The organism is Mucilaginibacter roseus (assembly GCF_021215455.1).
Lineage (GTDB): Bacteria > Bacteroidota > Bacteroidia > Sphingobacteriales > Sphingobacteriaceae > Mucilaginibacter > Mucilaginibacter roseus.
Genome location: NZ_JAJPWV010000001.1, coordinates 1,055,400 through 1,076,240, shown reverse-complemented (window position 1 = coordinate 1,076,240; position 20,841 = coordinate 1,055,400). Strand labels below are relative to the sequence as shown.

The following is a 20,841-nucleotide window of genomic DNA, read 5'->3' as shown; positions in this document are numbered from 1 at the left end:
ATTTAATTTCATTTAGGTTATTTATACACTTCAACCCATTGCCCTTTAATTAAGGCGTTTATGGATGTATTGTACATGGCTTCGCAATAGGTGGCAGGCATATAATACTTACCGGCATAGGCAGCGTTCAGCATTACGTAGTAAGTAACTTCTTGGCCTTCGCTTAAACCAATGTAAGTATTTACCCTGTCGTCGCGAATATCACGATAATCGGAAGGGGATGACTTAAACGCCTCGTCGTTATTCAGCATCCGGCTGTTTAAAATTTCCCATCCCGAAGGGAATATTTGCGTTAAAGCCAGGTTGTCGTACCGACCTTGTTTACCCGGATTACGTAGGGTTACCTGTGCAACAAAATCAGTACCCTGTTTAAGTTTCGACGGATCAACAGGCTTGCCTGCAAGTGTAAAGTAAGCTACGCGCATGTTAAGTACGTCGGGGTTAACATAGGTATCTATATTATCGGCTGATGACGGCTGCCCTTTTTGTATCAGGCGAACATAAAGTTTATTCGTGCCATTATTTTTTACAAACACTTTACCACCGTTTGGCGCTGCGTCACCTTGCCAGATGTATGAATTAGCATTGATAGACCCTTTCCCGGCACCCTGGTAAGCGAAGGCCATTTTACCGCCGTTTTTATTTACGCCGCAATATTGCGCTATCGCGATGAGTGAGTAGGCGGTGGTTTGCGTACTGTACCAACTATCCTGAGACAGGCGGGCGGCCACGGCACGCATTACGCCCGAAGCCCGTTGTTGTTGTCCTAACAAAGTCAGAGTTTCCAATATCATGGCCTGATCTCGAAGGTCAGAACCATAGGTACCGTACATGGTGTTGTAAGGTTTGATGGTTGTTGGTAGTCCTTTTATCAAATTCATGGCTACCTCCGTTTGCCCGGCCAGTTTATATGCCGCCGCCAAACGCCATTTAGCTTCTACGCTGATGTATTGAAACTCGCGCAAGCGGTTCATAGCACCCAATTCAGGTGAATGCGCCAAAGCAAGCAGGTATAGACGATAGGCTTGTATAAGGTCAGACCCATAGAAGCTGCGCGTATCAGGAGCCCAGGCAAGAGCTCTTTGTTTCTGGAATTTTTTCCATTGCTCAATAAATCCTACCGGTAACATATAGCCTTTAGCTTGAGCGGCAAGCATAAAGTGACCCGCATAATTGGTACCCCAATCGTCGGCATCGCCATAACCCGGCCAGTAGCTCAGGCCGCCGCTGTTTACCCTAAAGCCGTTAAGCCTGTTTATGCCCGACTTTATGTTTCGGTCAACTTCAGCTTTCTGCCGATCGGTCAAATCCTGTAGTTGGCTCAAATATAATTGTGGGAACACGGCTGACGTGGTTTGCTCCACGCAGCCATGCGGATATTGTATTAAATAACTTAAGCGTTTCGATAGATTTAGCGCTGGTATGGCCGAAACTTCGAGTGTCGCTTTATTGGTACCTGCCATGCCCAAAGCAGCATAAGGCGCAGCCCATGATTTTCCCGGCGCTAATTCCGCTTCAATAATTTTAGTAACCGGCGGATTCGGATTACGCACGTTTAATTCAACATCATAGGCTGCTGTTTCACCACCGCTTTTTGCAACAATTCTCACTTTTCCTATACCTACAAAGTCCTTTACATTCAGATTGAAGGTAACCAATTGATCACCGGTTTTAGTAAAGGTGAGGCTACGGGTATTGTTGCCGCCGAGATTACTAAACGCGTTAGACTGTACCTGAACGCTCACGTTCTTGATGTTCTTCTCCAGGGCGAATACCGTAACCGGCAACTGTATTTGCTCCTGCGGGGCTAATACGCGTGGCAGGGTGGCCATAATCATTAACGGTTTTTTAACCGCAACCGCTTTTTCGGCAAAACCATAACCTCCCGCATGACCGGCTATTACCATCGCCCGTACAGAGCCTATGTATTGCGGCAGCGTAAAGCGCTGTGTTTGTTTTTCGCCTGCATTTAAATGGAATGGGCCGAGGAATTTTACCACCGGCTTAAAGCGGTTTACCGAAACGTTTTTATTTACCGAACCGGTGCCATCACCACCAATGCTGAGTATACGTTCGAGGCCGCCACCAAAAGCGCCTATCACATAATCAAACAGGTCCCAGGTTTTTACGCCTAACGCTTCTTTAGCGTAAAACGCGCTATGCGGATCAGGGGTTTTAAAGCCCGTAATATCCAGCAAGCCTTCGTCTACAATGGCTACGGTATACGTCATTTCTTTGCCTGATGCTTCGGATACTGTTATAGCAGATTCTGTCTCCGGCCGTATTTTATCAGGCATCGCGATCTGTGGTTTCAATATTGTTTCCGGATCCTCAACCTGTAAACCGATAGCGCCATACATGCGGATAGGTAAATCATTTATGGTTTGCGCATGGCGTTGAAGCAGGGTAACGTTCACAAACACGTTTGGCGCCATGCTTTCATCAACTTTAAAGCTATAGCGGGTTTGTCCTTTTTTGGTATCAATCCATACTGTTTTAAGCACTTTGCTGCCATTTTCAAAGCTGATAAGCGCCCGGCCGTCGTTACTGGTTGGTATGGTAAGCGTGGCATCGTCGCCAACTCTATAGCTTGTTTTATCAGATGTGAACGATAGCATCGCCGCTTCGGTAGGATTATCCTGCTGTAACCTTTCCGACCAGTTTGGCCAATCCACGTAAATAATTTTACCTGTTGAATGACCGGTTTGCGGGTCTTTTACCTTAATCAGGTATCGGCCCCAATCGGCTTGGGCTATACGCATTCCCCATTTACCGCGACCGTTGGTCAGGTTAACGGTTTCGGTTTTTATAAGTTTATTGTACCTATCCTGCGTAAAATTGCTTAACTCATCACCGGTTTCATCCCACCACCAGCGCCATTGAATTTTATATAATTCTACTTCAACAGAACGGCTGCCGGGTAGCAATTTGCCTTTTGTGTCCACATCCGCAATATCAATCACGTGATCTTTACCGGTAACCAGCATACCCGAAAGCTCGCTGCCTTTTGGTGTTTTAATACCTACATAAGCCGGGTAAACATTATAAGGCAAAGCCACTTGGTTAATACTGAAATTACCACCCGGCTCAAATACTTTAACCACAAAGTTTGCACGTAACCGGCCCGGCGCCTGGCGTTCTACATTAATGTCGGCACTTACCGGCGTTGTGCCATTCGCGTTTAAGCGTCCATCAAACACGGTTTGCGTTTGTGTATTAAAGGCAAGGGTAGGGTCGTCAAACACATAATCATCAAATCCTTTAAAAGTGGTGGTTTGCGCAGACAGGAAGGCATCCACTTTAGCTTTTAAATTTTGAGCCGCGCCGCCAAACAACCACTGTGCAGATAGGGTGCCATTTTCGCCGGCACCTTTGGTCAGCTCCTCGGCACCCCCAAACGAAAGGTTAAGTTTTAACCTGTTCGGCATTATGGTTTCAACTTTTATGTTCTTCTCAAACACGGCACCGCCAACCTTAACACGCGCCAGCCAGTTGCCCGTAGGCGATGAAGTTTCGGTCGCGGTATGGAAACTATAAAAACCATCAATCGATTTATTTTGCGTTATGCGCTTATAAACCTGTCCCTGCGGGTTATAAAGTTCAAATTCAACGGGATGGTCTGGTGGAAGTGTTTTTAGCTTATCCTCTAAAACAAAGGTCAGGTAAATATTATCGCCGGGGCGCCATACGCCGCGCTCGCCGTAAATAAAGCCTTTTAACCCTTTTTGCACCTGCTCGCCACCAACATTAAAGCGCGTAAGCGGGAGAGAACTTCCATCATCCAGTTTCAGATAACCGCGTTCATTATTATACTTGGCTATTAGCAGGTATGGCTTGCGTTTTAAATCAAAATTGGCAAGGCCTTCTCCGTCTGATGTGGTTTTGAATAGTACCTGTTTCTGGTAATCGAGTAATTGCAACTCAACGCCGCTCATAGGTTGTGCGGTAAGCAAATTGGTCACGGCAACCAGCATACTATTATCGCTACCGCGTTTTGCTATTAAACCAATGTTTGAGGCCATGATATTGCGCGTGGCCCAACGCTGTTTGGTAAAATATGAGTTAGTACACGGGTCGTTACGCTCATCCCAACGGTAGTCATCAGGATAGTAGTTATCATAGCGCTGCCAAAACTCGTCGTCTTCATCGTTTACCTTGCCTGTGTTGTTGCTATAATCATAGTCACCACCATAATCATCTTCTTCATTATTTATGTTAGCTGGTGACCCCGCACGGCAGTTGTATAGCGAGTACTCTTTTCTGAAGCCGATCACTACCCGGTAAATCGCGCCTGGTTCGGTACGTAATAGCTGGTCGATATCCAGCATAAAACGGTTCTTTTTACCCAGATTTAACCCTTTATCAGTATCCAGGCGTATGGTTTTTTGCACCACTGGTTTACCTACCTGGCGTAGCTCTGCGCCGCCATCAAAACCATTGTTCTGGAAATACTGGGGTACATTGTTTTCATAAACCTTGATAATGGTAACATCAACCGCATTTAGGTTAACAGCCTCAAAAGGCATCATCAGGTGCCCCGAATCCGGTAGAATAACGCCTTTGCCCGGTATGGTTACAGCCGGCAACCGGTTCTCGAAGAAAACATTTGCGGTGTAGGGCTTAGTGAGTTTTTTGTTGGAGATGTTTTCGATACCGGGATTTACCGTAACAGTATAGTTCCCTTCCAATCTCTCCGGCGCATAAACTTTTACTACACTACCATCAATGGTGTAAGCAGCATCGCCTATATTATTTATGCTGATGAGGCCATTCAGTTCCTGGCCAACCATAATAGCATCTGAGAATTGCACCTCGGCATATTCGTCGGTATTTTGAACGGCGCGCACGGCTAATACTCGAAAATCGCCAATGGCGGGCACAACAAAATCCTGACTTCCGCTTTTGTCTACGTTCAAACTACTGCCGTTCCATTCAACATTCAATGGTGTGGCGCCATTTGAAGCGCGTGCGAGATTGTTTACCGTGAAGGTGTGCGTTTTAGTAGTTGCATTATGCTGCCAGCTTACTTTAGCTGATGAAGAATAATTAACTGCCAATATTTTTTCAACCGCTTTGTCATCCTCGGCATCGGCGGTTTGAATGCATCCACCAAGTTTCATCTTATCAACGGATGTATTGGTAGCTGTGCGTAGCCCTGTAAAACTAACTGTGAAGTCAGGCTTTATGATCTGAAAATCAAAACTGAAGTGCTTGTAATCCTTAGGTACATCAATTACCTTACTCAGGTCAAAGTCGGCAGAGTAGTTTTCTCCGGGTTCCAGAGGTTCGTTAGGAGTAAACTCGATAGTGCGCGCATCAACCCAACGTGTTTTACCTTTTATAGACGGTGAAAATTCAAAGAGGCTGTTATCCAGCTCACCATCCTGCTGGTGTGCCACCTGTACCTCGCCCGAAAGTTTGATACGTACAGTGCCTTTTTTTGAAATAATACCCGTTGTATAGGCTTCAATATATTTGCTAAAAACCGGATCAACCGGCGGACGCTTAGGCCTGTGGATGAAAAAGAAGCTGACAATGAATATTAGTAGTACAGCTACCCCGATAGTGGCTAATCGTTTCGGGTGGTTAAACAAACTGCTTTCACCTGGCATAATAAAGGTTTATATATTTTGAGTAAATATAAACCACTTATCATATTAAGCAAATATCGGCCGGATTATTTTATCATTACCCCGGGTTTATTTACCACGGGTAATTTGATCAGGTTCATGTCGACGATACTTTCCGGAAGGAAGATGAATTTTTTGTCGTAAATAGTATTGGCAATATAATAGCTAAGCCAATATTCGTTATTTAAACCAAACGTTTGCTCATCTATGGGTTCAATAATGGCTGATGTTTTTGGCGATAGGCTGGGTATCATGTGCCGAAGGGTAGAGGTTTTAACCTGCTCACCATCTTTTTCGCCATAACCCTTTGAGGTAATAAGTATGTTTTCTAACGGTTCATCTTTTAAATTGATGATATAAACATACCAGGTTTTTCCCTCAACAGTTTCGCCCTCTAAAGCCACTGCAATCGCTATGTCCTGAACTGTATTATCGGGAAGGTCTTTTATCATGATGATCTCCTTATTTACGGTAATCAATTACCTGGCATTACTTCTTTTTAGCAAATTTTTTGGCGCCCTTTTTGGGCTCTTTACCAGCTTCGCCGGCCAGGGCTTTCACATCTTCAAACGTAATGGTGTTAGGGTCTTTATCCTTCGGGATTTTTATATTTTGCTTACCATACTCAATGTATGGCCCCCAGCGTCCGTTTAATATTTTAGCGTCCGGGTCTTCATCAAAAACTTTAATTAGTTTCTCCGCATCCTTCTTACGCTTTTCATTGATGATCTCAATCGCCTGTTCTCCGCTAACGTCCAACGGGTCCAGGCCCTTAGGCAACGAATAGAAGGCGCTGTTATGACGTATGTAAGGGCCAAACTTGCCAATAGCTACCGTCATCTCCTTATCTTCATAAACACCAACCTTTTTTGGCAGTTTGAACAATTCTAAGGCCTCTTCAAGTGTAATGGTTTCAATGCTTTGTCCGGTACGCAAACTCGCGTACAATGGCTTATTATCAGCATCATCATTATCACCAACCTGTACAAACGGACCATAACGCCCTATGCGTACTGATATTTTTTTACCCGATTCGGGGTGCGCGCCTAACTCACGTTCGCCACGTGCCTTGTCAGCAGTTTCGATGGTATTCTCTACATCTTTATGAAAAGGAGCGTAGAACTTACGGATCATGTCTGTCCATTCCTTCATTCCCTGGGCTATCTCGTCAAACTGCTTTTCAACGCTCGCGGTAAAGTTAAAATCAACTATACCGTTAAAGTGTTGTACCAAAAAATCATTTACAACAGCGCCAATATCAGTAGGGAATAGTTTACCGCGTTCGGCTCCGGTATTTTCTAATTTTTCCTGTTTGGATATCGATCCTTCCTTTAAGGTCAACACACGATAGTTACGCGCTTTACCCTCACGATCTTCCTTAACTACATAACCACGGTTTTGTATGGTTGATATGGTAGGGGCGTAGGTTGATGGACGACCGATGCCTAACTCTTCTAATTTTTTAACCAGACTTGCCTCTGTATAGCGGGCCGGCGGACGAGAGAAACGCTCGGTAGCAGAAAGCTCCTGCAAATCCAGTGGCTGGCCTTTTTGTAACGGTGGCAGCATAGCATTGTCGCCATCCTGTTGGTTGTCATCTTCGTCATCGCTGCCTTCGAGATATACTTTGAGGAAGCCATCGAACTTCATTACTTCTCCGCTGGCAACCAAATCCTCATTACGTGTTGATATACCGATTTTCGCGGTAGTTTTCTCAAACTGGGCTTCACTCATTTGCGAAGCTATCGCACGCTTCCAGATTAGCTCATAAAGGCGTTTTTCAGCATTATCGCCATCGATAGTATGCCTGTCGAAATACGTAGGCCTGATGGCTTCGTGTGCTTCCTGCGCGCTTGCGCTTTTTGTTTTATATTTTCGCTGCTGATGGTATTGTTCGCCGTAAGCGCTGCGGATTTCCTGTGCTGCCGCGTTTAACGCCATTTCCGAAAGGTTAACCGAGTCAGTACGCATATAGGTTATGTTACCCGACTCGTAAAGCCGCTGCGCTAACGACATGGTTCGCGAAACAGAGTAACCCAATTTACGGCTGGCTTCCTGCTGCAAGGTGGAAGTGGTAAAAGGCGCTGCAGGTGAACGTTTTGCCGGCTTTGTTTCAAGTGAATCCACAGTAAACTCTGCACTTATACAGTCTTGCAAAAACTTTTCGGCATCTGCCTGTTGGGCAAAGCGCTGTGGTAGCTCGGCTTTAAAAGCGCTTTTACCCTTGCCAAAAATGGCAACAATTTTAAAAGCAGCTTCAGTTTGAAATTTGTTGATCTCGCGTTCGCGTTCAACAATTAATCGTACTGCTACTGATTGTACACGACCTGCTGATAACGATGGCTTTACCTTTTTCCAAAGAACAGGAGAGAGCTCAAAACCCACAAGCCGATCTAACACCCGTCGTGCTTGTTGGGCGTTTACCAGGTTATAGTCTATGGTGCGTGGATTATCAATCGCTTTTAAAATCGCGGGTTTAGTAATCTCGTGGAAAACGATCCGTCGCGTTTTATCTTCTTTTAAATTGAGCGTATCAAATAAATGCCATGATATAGCTTCTCCCTCGCGGTCTTCATCGGATGCTAACCACACCGTTTCGGCTTCTTTAGCTAATTTCTTTAACTCGCTAACTACCTGCTTTTTATCTGCCGGTACTTCATATTTTTGTTGAAAATTATTGGCAATATCAATAGCATCCTCAGATTTCACCAGATCGCGGATATGCCCGTAGCTCGATTTTACGGTGAAGTCTTTGCCGAGGTAACCCTCAATGGTTTTTGCCTTTGCGGGTGATTCTACTATGAGTAAGTTTTTAGCCATTAACAGTTCAATTTTTCTGCAAATAAAATATAAAGAACGCTAAACGCAAATTTGTTTTGGTTTTAATTAGCGTGAAATTTCTGAAAACCTATTTGAGCTATACAATAATTTGGGGAAGCATACCTAATGTATAACGCCCGGTATAAATGCTTTACGGCATTTATATCGGGCGTATGCTCGTAGTTATGTTTGCTGTAATTATTAAATTAAAAAACCGCCGCCAAGTAAATCATTGCCTTCGTAAAATACAGCGGACTGGCCCGGGGCAATGCCTGATACCGAATGATGGAAGTCTACCTTCATATGCTCACCCATTTGTACAATGTTGCTTAATGTGCCGGCATCCTTGTAACGTATTTTGGTAATCGCCTCAATAGGTTCAGTTATGGTCTCATATTTTATAAGATTCAAATTCTTAACCCAGGCTTCTTTGCGTTCCAATTCTTCTGCAGTACCTAATACCACTGTATTTGTATCCGGTTGGATAGAAGTAACAAACATAGGCTTGCCTAAAGCTACACCTAAGCCCTTACGCTGACCAACGGTATAAAAAGGGTAGCCTTCATGCTGGCCAACAATAGTGCCATCGGTAAGTACATAATTGCCTTTGCCTACACGTTCATCCAGGTCCTCAACTTTATGGCGCAGAAATGAGCGATAGTCGTTATCCGGAACAAAGCATATCTCATAGCTTTCGCTCTTACCAGCAAGCTCCATCTGGCCCATGTCCAATGCCATTTGCCTGATCTCGGGCTTAGAAAAACTACCTAAAGGAAACTTGGTTCGGGCAAGGTTTTTTTGCGAAACTCCCCAAAGTACGTAGGATTGATCCTTGTTAACATCCTTACCCTTTGAAATTACATAGCGGCCATTATCATGCATCCTTATGTTTGCATAATGCCCGGTAGCTATAAACTCGCAATCGAGTTTATCAGCGCGTTTTAATAAAGCTTCCCATTTAATGTGTGTATTACATAGCACGCAAGGGTTAGGGGTACGGCCGGCAAGATATTCGTCAACAAAATTATCTATCACAAAATCTCCAAACTCGTTGCGTATATCCAGTATATAATGCGGGAAACCATAGCTCACGGCTAAAGCGCGCGCATCGTTTATACTATCCAAACTACAGCACCCGGTTTCTTTTGAGCTACCGCCTGATGATGCATAATCCCAGGTCTTCATGGTAAGGCCAATAACCTCATAACCTTGCTCGTGCAGCATTACCGCTGCTACCGAACTATCCACACCACCACTCATGGCCACTAATATTCTACCGTGCTTGCTCATATTAATTGCAAAAGTAAGCAATGTTTTACATACGCCCGTAAACGCCACTTATTTTGACGATCAAGTGATAACATTAGCCGATTTACGTAAAGAAATACTCTGTAAATGATTATCAGAACTTATTTCCTTCTGCGAAAGGAATATTGTTGTTCAATTATTTACTGGTTTTATATCTAATTTTTGTGTAACTGAATTTCTGTATCAAGCTATTACTACAGTTTTAATGTTTACAAACTCATGTATACCGAACATGCCCAGTTCGCGTCCGTAACCAGATTGTTTTATGCCTCCGAACGGTAGCCTCGGGTCAGACTTTACGAGTCCGTTTACAAAACATGATCCGGCTTCGAGCAGGTTTGCCGCTATATAATCGCCGCGTTCAACGTCATTAGTAAATACAGCAGCGCCCAATCCAAACTGACTTTTATTGGCCAGGCTGATAGCATCCTCTTCTTCATTCGCCGAGATAATAGCCGCTACAGGACCAAATAGTTCTTCATTAAAAGCAAGATTGTCTTCCGTGACATTGACGAGCACAGTAGGTGGATAAAATGCGTTTTCGCCATCCGGGATTTTACCACCTAAAATACAGCGTGCGCCTTGGGTTACAGACTTTATGACCTGGCTATGTAACTCGTCTCGAAGATCAGCCCGTGCCATCGGCCCTAAGTCCGTTCTATCTTCCAATGGATCGCCCATTACCTTTTGCGACATATATTGTGTAAATAGCCTGGTGAATTCTTCCTCAACTTCTTTAACCACTATAAAACGTTTGGCGGCTATGCAACTCTGCCCGCCGTTGATAAGCCTGCTTTCGGCGCATACTTTAGCGGCAAGTGCTATATCCGCATCTTCTAATACTATATAGGCATCGCTGCCGCCAAGCTCGAGCACGGTTTTCTTTAAAAGCGATCCGGCTTTTTGCGCAACTTTTATACCAGCTTGGGTACTTCCGGTTAATGTTACAGCCTTGATGTGCTCATGTTCAATTATCTTATCTACCTTATTACTGCCGGCAAGCAACGTTTGAAATACATACGGTGGAAATCCAGCCTCAGTAACCATATCTTCAATGGCGAGCGCGCAACCAGGCACATTCGACGCGTGTTTTAAAACCCCACAGTTACCTGCAGCCAAAGCGGGCGCTAAAAATCTGAATACCTGCCATAGTGGAAAATTCCAAGGCATAACGGCAAGTACAACACCCAGCGGATTAAAACATACATAACTTTTAATAGCCTCTGTTTTGATGATTTGATCTGAAAGAAAACCTGCTGCTTTTTCAGCATAGTACTCGCAAACCGCAGCGCATTTGTCGGCCTCGCTTATTCCTTGTTTTACAGGTTTACCCATTTCTAAAGCCATAAGCCTGGCCAATTCAACCTTACGTGCTCTTATTATTTCGGCAAGTTTGTTTAACAGGTAGCTTCTTTCTGCATAGCCGGAATTTCGCCATTTTAACCAGGCACCTTGCGTTTGTTCAATCTTATCATTGATTTGTTGATCGGTATGCAAAGCGTACTCCTCGATGCTTTGCAAATTGTACGGATTTATGGATTGGATCGTCATAACTATTTTAAAAATAAATCCAGTTATGTGGCAAAAGTTTGCTAAATATTTAATGAGTTATGGTGAACAGCGCAAAATTACATGTTTCATTAAATTAAATATGATGTAAAATATAGGTTAACAGACCAATAACCACCAATATTTTAATGTCTGGCAGACATTTTTTTGAAAAATTTTTTAAAAAAGCGACTTGTGTTTAAACACGTTAAAGTTGAAATTGCCATTTTGTTAAAAAAATAGCAAAAGTGATCGGCACTATTGCAAAATTAGCAACACCTTATAGATTTGTAATACCCTAATTTATAAAGATATGAATGCTGTTAACTTAACTTTCGAGCAAAAGCTGCAAGGTGTAATACTTGCGGTAGTAGGCTTAGCAGTGGCGGTGAATTATTATTTTTTCTAATTACCCCAGAATGAATTTCAGCGGGATCCCGGCATGAGGGGTCCCGCTTTTTGTTTATAAGATTTGGTTATCAGCGTTCTCTAATCTGACCGCTTCCTTTTATCACCCATTTATAGCTTGTTAATTCGTTAAGGCCCATTGGCCCGCGGGCGTGTAGTTTTTGTGTGCTGATGCCAATTTCGGCTCCTAAGCCAAATTGGGCGCCATCAGTAAAGGCTGTCGATGCATTAACGTAAACAGCTGCCGCGTCAACCTGGTTGGTAAAGCGGTCGGCTTCGTCCTGGTCTTCAGTAATTATCGCCTCGCTGTGTTTGGAGCTGTGAAGGGCAATATGATCCAGCGCATCATCTATGCTGGCAACGGTTTTAATTGCCATCTTATAATCTAAAAACTCAGTCCCGTAATGCTGTGCCTCAGCTTGTTGCAAGAGGTTTGCAGGATAGTGATCTTTTAGTTCGTTATAGGCCGGATTATCCGCATAAAGTGTTACTTTTTTTTCCGCAAGGGTTGCAACTATACCAGCGATATTTAATAAGTGCGAGGAATGTATAATCAAACAATCTAAAGCGTTGCAAACACTCACCCGGCGGGTTTTTGCATTAAATATGATATCTCTGGCTTTATCAATATTTGCAGACGGTGCTATGTAGGTATGCACAATGCCTGCTCCGGTTTCAATTACAGGCACTTTGCTATTATCGCGCACGTAATCTATCAAACTTTGGCTTCCACGCGGAATCAACACATCCACTTTACCCGTAGCATTCAATAGGGCATGTGTGGCTTCGCGTTGTGCGGGTAGCAGGGTCGCAATATTTTTGTCAAGATTGTTTTTTTCGAGAACTTGTTGAACAATTTCAATGATACAGCGGTTAGAGTGGTCAGCATCGCTTCCGCCTTTCAGTACCGCCACATTTCCCGTTTTAAAGCAAAGCGCAAATACATCAAAGGTTACATTTGGCCGTGCTTCATAAATAACACCCACTACACCAAGCGGTACAGAGACTTTTTTAAGATGTAATCCGTTTTCAAGCACTCGCTCTTCTAAAACCCTTCCCAAAGACAATTGTAATTCAGCAACGGCAATCATATCATTCGCAATATTTTCAATACGCTCAGCGGTTAACTTCAACCTGTCATACTTCGGATCATCCTCCGCCATTAGCGCAAGATCCTTTTGATTTTCACGAACGATATGTTCAGTATGTTCAATGGCAGCTGCAGCTACTTCATTAAGCACTTTGCTAACCAGTTGCTCAGATAGGCCAGCCATTTTGCGGCTTGCCGTTACTGCATTATCAAAATAGGTATTGTACGATGTCATGTTTGCGGTTATTGTAAATAAAGGTAGTCGTAATGCACTAATGGCTTTTGATTTTTTTGCCCCATACGTTCCCGTGCTTTATCGGCGCCGTATTCCGCACGGCCAACGCCAATAATATTACCTGTGCTATCAACTAATTTAATGATATCACCTTTTCTGAAATCAGTTTTAATGGCATGTATCCCCACCGGAAGCAGGCTGATGGCTTTGTCTGACGATAACGCCTGCTTGGCACCGTCGTTTAACTCAACCACACCGGTAGCCGCGGTTTCTGAATGGGCTAACCACTTTTTGCGTCCGGATGTAACTTTTTGCGGTAAAAAGCAGGTGTGCGGTACATCGCCCGATAGTATATCGTGCACAATGTTCTCACGAGTTCCGTTGGCAATATGCACGGTAATGCCCAGCTGTGCTACCTTTTGCGCCATGTGGGTTTTGGTAATCATGCCGCCCCGGCCAAATTGAGATTTGCCTTGCACAACAAAGGCGGACAGGTCAACGCCTTTGCCATTAATTTCCTTAATAACCTCAGATGATTCATGTGCCGGGTTACCGTTATAAATACCATCAACATTGGTAAGTATCACCAACGCCTGGGCGTTCAACATAGAAGCGATAAGCCCGGCCAGCTCATCATTATCGGTAAACATAAGTTCTGTAACCGATACCACGTCGTTTTCATTTACTATGGGTATCACCCCGTGTTGCAATAGTATTTCCAGGCAGTTTTTTATATTGAGATAGTGGATGCGGTCACGAAAATCATCTTTGGTGACCAAGACCTGCGAACAAAGCTGCGCTGATTTGGCAAACAGGTCCGCGTAAATATTAATGAGTTTTACCTGCCCCACCGAAGCAAGCAACTGGCGCGCTGCAACCGCATCGCAACGATCAGATACGCGTATCAAACCCCGGCCCGAGGCAACCGCCCCCGAAGAAACCAATATCACTTCAACACCGCTATTTTTAAGCTGGGTAATCTGATCGGTGAGGTGCGCTATGCGTTGCTCATCAATAAGTCCATCGCTCTTTGCAAGTACATTTGAGCCTATTTTTATAATAATTCGTTTGTATTTAATCAATTTAAGTTAATTTTTGGCAATTTAAGCAAAAATGAGGCGTAATTGACTTGTAATTATCTAAATATATGTCAAAATATTCTAAAAATTCCTTTATTGATTATTTTTTGATTTATAAATAGGTAAAAGAGTCGTTTATCGATTGTTTTCTGTTGGTACGGTATCTTGAACAAATTTGATATTACGCTCAAGCCCGACGAACTTGGCACGTTTCACTGCCGACCTTTGAAAAACTTTTTTGAATGTTTCTTCGGTAAGTTCCGTCCAATCGGCCATCTTCAATCCAAGCAGATCGGGGTGGGGGTTGAATGCCGGTTCATTATGTAATACCGAAAATTTATTCCAGGGGCAAACGTCCTGGCAAACATCGCAACCAAACATCCATCCATCCATTTTATCTTTAAAAGACGATGGTATCTCATTCTTTAGTTCGATGGTCAGGTAAGATATACACCTGCTTCCATCCACAACATATGGTGCAACTATAGCTTCTGTAGGGCAGGCATCAATGCACCGGGTACAGGTGCCGCAATGGTCGGCGGTAGGTTCAATATCGTATTGCAACTCCAGGTCAATAATCAGCTCGGCCAAAAAATAGAAAGAGCCTGTTTTTTTATTAATGAGGTTGCTGTTTTTGCCTATCCAGCCTAAGCCCGCCTTTTTCGCCCAGGCTTTATCAAGCACGGGGGCAGAGTCAACAAAAGCCCGGCCGCATACATCGCCAACATGTTCTTGTATAAACTGCAGTAAATATTTGAGCTTATCCTTTATAACGTGATGATAGTCGGCCCCGTAGGCATATTTTGATATCTTAGGCGCGTCGGGATCAGTCTGCGTTTGATCGGTATAATAATTTAATCCCAATGATATTACTGATTTAGCACCATCAACCAGCAAACGAGGATCGAGCCGCTTATCAAAATGGTTCTCCATATAATGCATTTCGCCATGCATATTATTTTTGAGCCATTTTTCGAGCCGTGGCGCTTCTTCCTCTAAAAAATCAGCTTTAGAAATACCGCAAAAAAGAAAGCCCAACCGTTGAGCTTCGTCCTTTATCAATTTGCTGTATGTTTCTTTATTAGCCGATATCATGCTGTAAGTAAGCGTCTGATCGCACAAAAATATTAAAACTTTTTGTACGGTTAGTTAACCTGAGTTTTCACTAAGTCAATTAAATTATAACTAAGTAACAGTATATTTTTATATTTAGCTGACAGTTGAACTATTGACAGTTTATGTTTTACTACCGGAAAATTTATCTTACAGCTGTTTTATTGTGTTTAACAATAGTTCAAGTATATGCTACCAAGCTCGACAGTATTTTTGTAACCCGTGCGCTGCAGCGCAATCTTCCGGGAGTGAACGATGGTGATCTGGCCCGATATCTAAATACTTATTTTGTAAGGGTCCCGGAACGTGAAATAGATGGTGACAGGCAAAAGGTTTTTAGCTATTTAAAGCTATACCGCAATAGAGAGCGACCGGCTTTTGAGCTTTTTATAAATGGAGTAATAGAAAAGCGATTTTATAAATACACCAAAGCACGTACTAATTTTGATAGGGCGATAGTAAAGGCGGAGAAAACAGGTAATCATTTTTTGCTGTATGCCTTGCAAACAAACAGCGCTTTTATTGAGGCTGCAATTGGTAATAGTGCAGAAGCTATGGTTAGATACCGGTTGGCACAAAAGCAAGCTACTTTATTAAACGATATTGACCGCCACATTGTGCTGGCCATTAATATATCTGACCTCTATTATAAAAATAACCTTTTTAAACAGGCGCTGCAGTATCTGGATCAGGCGCAGGCTATGGCCGGTGCTCAAAGATCGACTAATTTTCAGCACGAGAACTATATTTACTTTAATAAGGCCGAAATTTATTTCAGGCTGAACCAGCTTGACTCATTAAATAAATACAAGGAACTTTTAGCTACACGGGATCGTAAGTCAGCCGGAATATATGAATTTAGAAAGCGCGCGTACTATTTATGGACGATAGCTAAAGGCCGCCATTTGGAAGCTATTAATCAAATAAACCGGCTACGGTCAGACGAAAAATACCCTTTTAGTGATGAAGATTTGGTGTATCTGGCCGATACCTATTACAAAGCAGGAATGAACGACTCAGCGAAGCTTACAGTCAATTATATCGTCAAAGCATCAGCACATAATGATAGCCCGTTTCTAAAGTTTCACTTATACAATATGCTTGGTGAGATTGATCTGAAAAATGGCGATTCAGTTGATGCCTCAAAAAAGTTTTCAACGGCACTGGCTAACCTTCAACTGCATACAACACGCATGGTGCAGGTAGCCAACATATCGTCTGAAATGAAGATTGATCAAATTGCCGGAGATTTCATCCGCAAAGAGGAAGCTTACAAACGCCAACGCCTTATTCTCATATTCATCATTGTAGTTTCGGTTCTGCTTATTGCTATCACTATAATATTTTATCGTGGCATAAAACAAAAACACTATTACGAACAGCTTTTGTATAAAGCCAAACATCAGGAACTGGCTTTCATAAACTCACATGAAGTCAGGCGGCATCTATCCAATATATTAGGATTGGTTTCGCTTGTGAAAGATAAAAACATGGGCGATGATCAAGAAAAAAATCACATCATTCAAAGTCTCGATCACTCCGCAACAAGCCTTGATACGGCGATAAAAACTATTTCCAAAAAATTGGACAGCTGACCACTAAGGTGTACTAAAAGTTCGTTTTTAATTCGCAGTGCCAGTTTTAGTCGTTTAATGGTATGCTGTTTGCGCATAGGTTAATAAATTTATGAAGTTGCACATGGTTATTAGCCGATCGCAATGTTAAAACAGATAGATGATTTGCCCGGCCATGTACTTGGTGTGCATGCAAAGGGAAATGTCACGAGGCAGGACATTAAAACAATTTTGGAACCGGCGGTTAATAATCTGGTGAAGGTTTACGGTGGTTTGAATTACATATTATTAGCAGAAAGCAGCATTTGGGAGTATACAACCGGTGCTATGTTTGCTTATTTATTTCTGATACTAAGATATTATACCAAATGGAACAAGGTGGCTGTAGTGGCTGATGACAAGGGAATACAAATGTTCACATCAGCATTTCGGTTTTTAATTCCCGGCGTTTCCAAGAGGTTTCGTTTTGTACAGATGGATAAAGCCATTCAATGGATAGCAAAAAAAGATCATTAATAAATACAACCTATGAATACAGAAAAACAAGAACATCGTGATGATGAAAGTGTTCACCAGTCATCCGATAATCAGGGTCATGATTTAACAAAAGGCAACCAGCCCACAGAGCAGAAGAAACCCGACGACGATTTGGTGCATACCGTTGCGCCTGATAACGACAGCGGAATACCGGGCCCGCCCGCCGAAGAACAAGAAGACGATGAGCAATAAATGCTTTAACGCATAAAACAAAGGCCTGCTTGATTAAGCAGGCCTTTGTTTTAAAAGCTATTCTTCATACTGTTATGCAACGTTTTGGCACTCCAGTAACCACTGCCTAATATACGGCGGACCGTATAAAGCGGGTCTTCCTGGTCGCGTTTTTCAGCAAGCTGAAATGCCAGTTTAAAACCACGGCTTTTTAACTCTGGTAAGCCTTCTTTATTCCATAGCCCAAATGGATACGCAAAATATTCAATTTTACGTCCGGTTATCTCTTCCAGCCGCTTTGTTGGTTTATCGAGTTGAATGAGCCAATCTTCACCCTTCAATTTCTTAAAGTTATGGTGATCCCAGGTGTGGCTGCCAATTATATTTCCTGCGTCAGAGAGTTCTTTTATTTGCTGGCTGTTCATGTAATTAGGCCGGCCTATAGACACCGTCATGATAAAGTATACCGCCTTATAACCATACTTTTTAAGTTCAGGTGCGGCAATGGTAAATTGGTCAAGGTCTGTATCATCAAAAGTAAGCATTACAGGTTTTGAGGGTAATTCTTTGCCATATACCAGGTAATCATAAAGCTGATCGGGCAATACGGTATGATAGCCACTATCAGCCAGCATTTTGATGTGCGATTTAAAGTTGTCCGGCTCGATGATATAGTCCTTAGCGGTTTTTGAATCCTTGGGGCGCCAGTTTCTGATTTGATGGTAACAGATAATGGGCACTTGTGGTCTTGACAGTATTGTAGCCGCATCAGCCGCTTTGGCATGCACGGCTTTAATGGTGTCAGTAGCCGCAGTATCTTTGTCAGAAGCACTGTCGGCACTTAGGTTGTTGTTTGATACAGATTGGCAAGCTATAAGTCCGAAGCTTGCAAAAAGTGTAATAGCAATAAATTGCTTAAGCATATTGGTGTAAAGTATTAAAAGTAATCGGGCGAATTGTGAATCCACCCTTAAGTTGTACGCAAAAATATAAATTGCTACAAAATAATTCGTTTTCCTTGTTTTATTGATTTTTTAGCGGCGTCAAGTATCTGCATTACAATCATATTATATTGCAGTGAAGCCTGATCGTGCGATTCATCTATTTTTCCATCAAGCACCGCAGCCAGGTACACAAGCGGATCGTTATAAGGCGCCGCTAACGGTACTGCTTTACGGCTATTGGTTTTGTTTTCCGTTAAGCGTACCTGCAGGTTGTCCCCGTTAAAAGCGTGAACATATCCAGTGCTGCCGAATATCTCCCAATCCTTAATGTTAAATGGCCAGTTCCAGGATGCTTCTATCTGACCAACAGCATTTGGATATTCCACTAAAATGGTGGCGTCGTCTTCAACTTTAGGGTAAACGTTTGGCTTATAATGCCGGGCAATTGCGGTTACGGCTATTGGTTTTTTACCATTCATAATCCAGGTCATCAGGTTGGCCCCATAACAGCCAAAGTCGTTAAGTGCGCCCGCCCCGTTTAGCACAGGGTCTGTAAGCCAGCTTAAAAACTCTTCGCTGCAGCCTATCTCGCGTGGGCCTTTGTGGCCATCGTGCACTACCATTTTACGGATAGTACCAAGGCTGTCTTTTTTTGCGAGATCATAAATCTCCTTAAACGAGTTATACCATGTTGTTTCGTAATTGGTGAGTACCTTAATTTTATATTGATTAGCGAGTGCCTGAATACGTTGGGCTTGCTCAAGGGTAGCGGCTAAAGGCTTTTCAACCATAACCGGGATATGCAGCGGCGCGCAAATTTCAACAACGTCCACATGCTGCGCTACCGGATTGTAGCCTAAAACAGCATCCGGTTTTCTGCTATTAAGCGCTTGCTTTAAATCGCTGTAAAAAATATTCTCAGGCAGGTTGTAAAGCTTTCGGTATTTTTGCCATAGCTTTTTATCAGGTTCGGCAATAGCGCTTATTTCCACTTCGCCTTTGCGGTATTGGTTCATGATATTATGCACGTGATCATGCGATAGGCCGGCCACAACCACCTTCAACTTTCGTTGTTGAGCAGCAACCTCATTCCCAACGCTCACTAAAAAAGCAAACACCAGCAACAGGCTTAATTTAATTGGTTTCATAAAGCAAGTATATGTTTAAAAAAGCGAAGGCGTGCTGCCCGGTTTAATTTTGCCGAGATGTTTGTAGGCAGCCTCGGTAACTTCGCGCCCGCGGGTGGTGCGCATTAAAAAGCCTTCCTGTATCAAAAAGGGTTCATACACTTCTTCAATGGTGCCTTCGTCCTCACCAACCGCGGTAGCTATGGTTTTTACACCCACAGGGCCACCTTTAAATTTATCAATAATGGTCGAGAGTATTTTGTTATCCATCTCATCAAGCCCGTGTTCGTCTACATTAAGTGCGTTGAGCGCATAGCGCGCTATCTCGGTATCAATATTACCGTTACCTTTTATCTGAGCGAAATCGCGCGTACGGCGCAATAGCGCGTTGGCTATACGTGGGGTGCCACGGCTTCGGCGCGCTATTTCAAACGCACCGGTTTCAGTAATATCGGTACGCAAAATGGATGAGGAACGCATTAATATTGTTGTCAGTAGCTTTGCATCATAGTATTCAAGACGCGCGTTTATACCAAACCTTGCCCGCAATGGTGCAGTAAGTAAGCCTGATCGGGTAGTAGCGCCAACAAGTGTAAACGGGTTAAGTGATATTTGTACCGAGCGCGCGTTAGGGCCGCTTTCCAGCATGATATCAATCTTAAAATCTTCCATTGCCGAGTACAGATACTCCTCAACCAGAGGACTAAGGCGATGTATCTCGTCAATAAACAAAATATCACCTGTTTCAAGGTTAGTCAGCAATCCCGCCAGGTCGCCGGGCTTATCCAGTACCGGGCCCGAAGTTATTTTTATTCCAACGCCCATCTCATTAGCGATGATGTGGGACAGGGTGGTTTTACCCAAACCCGGCGGGCCATGCAGCAAAACATGATCAAGCGCTTCGCCGCGCTGGCGGGCTGCCTGAACAAATATTTTTAAATTGGCTAATATTTTATGCTGGCCGGTAAAATCTTCAAATACCTGCGGACGTAGTACTTTTTCAATATCACGTTCCGCCGGACTTAAACGCTCACGTGCCGGGTCAAGATTTTCGTTCATTGCCAACGAAATTAGTAATTTTTTACGAGTAGGTTCATTTTGTAGTCAGCAATTTTCGCTTTGTTTATCTAATTAGCTAACGCTTTGAAACGTTGAGTTTAAAAAAAGATTTCTTACCGATAAAGGAATTCTTTGCTGAATTATGTATTTCAACTTAACCATTGCCTATAACTTTGCGTTTTACGAAACTGTTTTGGG

Annotated in this window: 14 protein-coding genes; 3 read left to right on the top strand and 11 right to left on the bottom strand. The window is 43.2% G+C overall.

Going from position 1 to position 20,841, the window contains the following annotated elements; translation table 11 throughout:
- Window positions 1–17 precede the first annotated feature (17 nt).
- The 8 genes from LT679_RS04640 to queG all read right to left on the bottom strand — a co-directional run bounded on the left by LT679_RS04640 (window position 18) and on the right by queG (window position 15,213).
- Window positions 18–5,612 (bottom strand): alpha-2-macroglobulin family protein, encoded by a 5,595-nt coding sequence (locus tag LT679_RS04640; protein WP_232175959.1) that lies wholly within the window; start codon window positions 5,610–5,612, stop codon window positions 18–20.
- A 65-nt stretch (window positions 5,613–5,677) separates the two neighbouring features.
- Window positions 5,678–6,082 carry a hypothetical protein gene (locus LT679_RS04635; protein WP_232175957.1) on the bottom strand — a complete coding sequence of 135 codons (405 nt, stop codon included), beginning with the start codon at window positions 6,080–6,082 and terminating at the stop codon, window positions 5,678–5,680.
- A gap of 37 nt (window positions 6,083–6,119) precedes the next feature.
- Window positions 6,120–8,450 (bottom strand): type I DNA topoisomerase, encoded by a 2,331-nt coding sequence (topA, locus tag LT679_RS04630; protein ID WP_232175955.1) that lies wholly within the window; start codon window positions 8,448–8,450, stop codon window positions 6,120–6,122.
- A gap of 201 nt (window positions 8,451–8,651) precedes the next feature.
- Complete coding sequence (gene mnmA / locus LT679_RS04625; protein WP_232175953.1) at window positions 8,652–9,740, bottom strand: tRNA 2-thiouridine(34) synthase MnmA; 1,089 nt, start codon at window positions 9,738–9,740, stop codon at window positions 8,652–8,654.
- 201 nt (window positions 9,741–9,941) lie between these two features.
- Entirely contained in the window at window positions 9,942–11,309 is a 1,368-nt protein-coding gene (locus LT679_RS04620; RefSeq protein WP_232175951.1) for an NAD-dependent succinate-semialdehyde dehydrogenase, read from the bottom strand.
- A gap of 476 nt (window positions 11,310–11,785) precedes the next feature.
- A complete protein-coding gene (locus LT679_RS04615; protein WP_232175949.1) occupies window positions 11,786–13,039 on the bottom strand; it encodes a glutamate-5-semialdehyde dehydrogenase in 1,254 nt (417 codons plus the stop codon).
- 8 nt (window positions 13,040–13,047) lie between these two features.
- Entirely contained in the window at window positions 13,048–14,121 is a 1,074-nt protein-coding gene (gene proB, locus LT679_RS04610) for a glutamate 5-kinase (protein WP_232175947.1), read from the bottom strand.
- Window positions 14,122–14,253: 132 nt separating this feature from the next.
- Complete coding sequence (gene queG, locus LT679_RS04605; protein ID WP_232175945.1) at window positions 14,254–15,213, bottom strand: tRNA epoxyqueuosine(34) reductase QueG; 960 nt, start codon at window positions 15,211–15,213, stop codon at window positions 14,254–14,256.
- 182 nt (window positions 15,214–15,395) lie between these two features.
- On the opposite strand from queG, the gene LT679_RS04600 reads away from it, so the two are divergent.
- The 3 genes from LT679_RS04600 (at window position 15,396) to LT679_RS04590 (ending at window position 17,534) form a co-directional block, all read left to right on the top strand.
- Window positions 15,396–16,826 (top strand): tetratricopeptide repeat protein, encoded by a 1,431-nt coding sequence (locus LT679_RS04600; RefSeq protein WP_232175942.1) that lies wholly within the window; start codon window positions 15,396–15,398, stop codon window positions 16,824–16,826.
- 123 nt (window positions 16,827–16,949) lie between these two features.
- Window positions 16,950–17,321, top strand: coding sequence for a SpoIIAA family protein (locus tag LT679_RS04595; protein WP_232175940.1), 372 nt, complete (start codon window positions 16,950–16,952; stop codon window positions 17,319–17,321).
- 12 nt (window positions 17,322–17,333) lie between these two features.
- A complete protein-coding gene (locus tag LT679_RS04590; protein WP_232175938.1) occupies window positions 17,334–17,534 on the top strand; it encodes a hypothetical protein in 201 nt (66 codons plus the stop codon).
- 50 nt (window positions 17,535–17,584) lie between these two features.
- On the opposite strand, the gene LT679_RS04585 is transcribed toward LT679_RS04590, so the two are convergent.
- The 3 genes from LT679_RS04585 to ruvB all read right to left on the bottom strand — a co-directional run bounded on the left by LT679_RS04585 (window position 17,585) and on the right by ruvB (window position 20,643).
- Entirely contained in the window at window positions 17,585–18,436 is an 852-nt protein-coding gene (locus tag LT679_RS04585) for a polysaccharide deacetylase family protein (protein ID WP_232175935.1), read from the bottom strand.
- 74 nt (window positions 18,437–18,510) lie between these two features.
- Window positions 18,511–19,605: a Gfo/Idh/MocA family protein gene (locus tag LT679_RS04580; protein ID WP_232175933.1), complete on the bottom strand. Its 1,095-nt coding sequence runs from the start codon at window positions 19,603–19,605 to the stop codon at window positions 18,511–18,513.
- A gap of 15 nt (window positions 19,606–19,620) precedes the next feature.
- On the bottom strand, window positions 19,621–20,643 hold the full coding sequence (gene ruvB, locus LT679_RS04575) for a Holliday junction branch migration DNA helicase RuvB (RefSeq protein WP_232175932.1): 1,023 nt from the start codon (window positions 20,641–20,643) through the stop codon (window positions 19,621–19,623).
- Between the last annotated feature and the right edge of the window lie 198 nt (window positions 20,644–20,841).